The 2,013-nt window shown below is 69.3% G+C and carries 2 protein-coding genes; both read right to left on the bottom strand.

Annotated features, from left to right (window positions below):
* Positions 1–552: 552 nt before the first annotated feature.
* Positions 553–1,626 carry a uroporphyrinogen decarboxylase gene (hemE, locus tag AC1DQP_RS19960; RefSeq protein WP_457321288.1) on the bottom strand — a complete coding sequence of 358 codons (1,074 nt, stop codon included), beginning with the start codon at positions 1,624–1,626 and terminating at the stop codon, positions 553–555.
* A gap of 62 nt (positions 1,627–1,688) precedes the next feature.
* Positions 1,689–1,940 (bottom strand): WGR domain-containing protein, encoded by a 252-nt coding sequence (locus AC1DQP_RS19955; protein WP_256775802.1) that lies wholly within the window; start codon positions 1,938–1,940, stop codon positions 1,689–1,691.
* Positions 1,941–2,013: the final 73 nt, after the last annotated feature.

Below are 2,013 nucleotides of genomic sequence, written 5' to 3'. Positions count from 1 at the left end.
CTCGTGGGCGCCATCCATGGCGCCCAACGGTCCCGCCAACCCACCCACGCCAGCCCCGATACTCTGTCGGTGTGCATGGCAACAGCGGTTGAGCCACGCCATGCGTGGCCGCTGTTCTTTTGGTGCTGCTGGTCACCACTCATCGGGTGGCCCAGCCGGTTGCGGGATGGTTGGGCGTGACCGCCGGTTTCGAGGTGGTTGGGTGTGATTGTGGGATGGTGCGGGGTAGAGCCGACCGTTGGTCGGCTGCCTTCGGCGCCGATCGATCAACGCTTACATCAACCGATACACGGGCTCGCGTGGCTGCTGTTCTTTCCGGCTCTACGTGTAGCCACCCATGGGGTGGCTCTACCGGTGGCGGGGTCGTTGGGTGTGACCGGCGGTTGCGGTGTGCTTGGGCGTGACCGCCGGTTGCGCGGTGGCTTGATGTGACCGCCGGTTGGGATGTCGTTGGGCGTGACCGTCGCGGTGGGGCGGTTGGGTGTGACGGCCGGCGGCGCGGTGGTTGGGGGTAGAGCCGACCGTTGGTCGGCTGCCCTCCGCGCAGACCAATCAGCGCTTGCTCAACCGGTGCACGGCCTCGACCAGCACGCCTACGTGTTCGGGGTTCATGTCCGGGGACATGCCGTGGCCCAGGTTGAATACGTGGCCTTCGCGGGAGCCGCCGTTGCCGTCGGCGTAGCTGTCGAGCACCCGAGCGGCGGCGCGTTCGATGGCCGCGGGGTTGCCGTACAGGGTGGCGGGGTCCAGGTTGCCTTGCAGGGCGACGCGGCCGCCGGTGCGGGCGAGCGCGTCGGACAGATCGAGGGTCCAGTCCACGCCGAGGGCGTCGGCGCCGGTGTCGGCCAGTGCGCCCAAATGCAGGCCGGTGCCCTTGCCGAACAGGATCAGCGGCGTGCGCTGGTCGCCCTGGCCGCGTTCGAGTTCCTGGGCGATGCGGGTGAGGTAGCGCAGCGAGAATTCACGGTACATGCCGGGGCTGAGCACGCCGCCCCAGGTGTCGAAGACCTGCAGCACCTGGGCGCCGGCGGCACGTTGGGCGGCGAGGTAGGCGATGACCGCGTCGGTGACCACCGAGAGCAGCTGGTGCAGGGCGGCCGGTTCGTTCAGGGCCATGGCCTTGATGCGGGCGAAGTCCTTGCTGCCGCCGCCTTCGACCATGTAGCAGGCCAGCGTCCACGGGCTGCCGGAGAAGCCGATCAGCGGCACCTTGCCGTCCAGCTCGCGGCGGATCACGCGCACTGCATCCATCACGTAGCGCAGCTCGGTTTCCATGTCCGGCACGGCCAGCTTGGCGATGGCGGCAGCGTCGCGCACGGGGTGGCGGAACTTGGGGCCTTCGCCGTCGACGAAGTACAGCTCCAGACCCATCGCATCGGGAATGGTGAGGATGTCGGAGAACAGGATCGCCGCGTCCAGGTCGAAACGACGCAGCGGCTGCAGGGTGACTTCGCAGGCGATGTCCGGGTTCTTGGCCATGGCCAGGAAGCTGCCGGCCTTGGCGCGGGTGGCGCGGTATTCGGGCAGGTAGCGGCCGGCCTGGCGCATCAGCCAGACGGGGGTGCAGTCCACCGGTTCGCGGCGCAGGGCGCGCAGCAGGCGATCGTGGCGGGAGGGGCTGGTCATGCAACGCTTCCTTGGAATCTGGTGGCGCAGGGCCGGGGTGATGGAGCGACGGGCTGCGGCGCTCAGCGCGGCGTGACGCCACTGGTGTAGGTGATCTGGTAGCCGCGCTGGAGCTGGGCATCGCGCGCCTTCTCGAACGCGCGGTGGGCCGGCTCAGCCTGCAGGAACAGCTCGCGGCGCAGCTGCGCGCGACCGCCGACCAGGCCCGATTCACGCAGCAGTTCCCAGCCGCCGAACAGATCCGGTTGCAGGGTCAGCTGGAGATAGCGCGCCGGTTCGGTGGCGCTGGGGTGTTGCTGCAGGAAGACACGCATGACCGCGATTGTAGCCGCGAACGCGGGGACGGGCCGTGCTGGCCCGCCGTGCCTGCGGCGAACGGTCGCAGGC

This window comes from Stenotrophomonas sp. P5_A8 (genome assembly GCF_056400545.1).
This window is presented reverse-complemented; position numbering and strand designations above follow the sequence as displayed.

Excerpts from the sequence above, each read along its gene's own strand:
- AC1DQP_RS19955 (WP_256775802.1), bottom strand. The coding sequence starts at position 1,940 with ATGCGTGTCTTCCTGCAGCAACACCCCAGCGCCACCGAACCGGCGCGC.
- hemE (WP_457321288.1), bottom strand. The coding sequence starts at position 1,626 with ATGACCAGCCCCTCCCGCCACGATCGCCTGCTGCGCGCCCTGCGCCGC.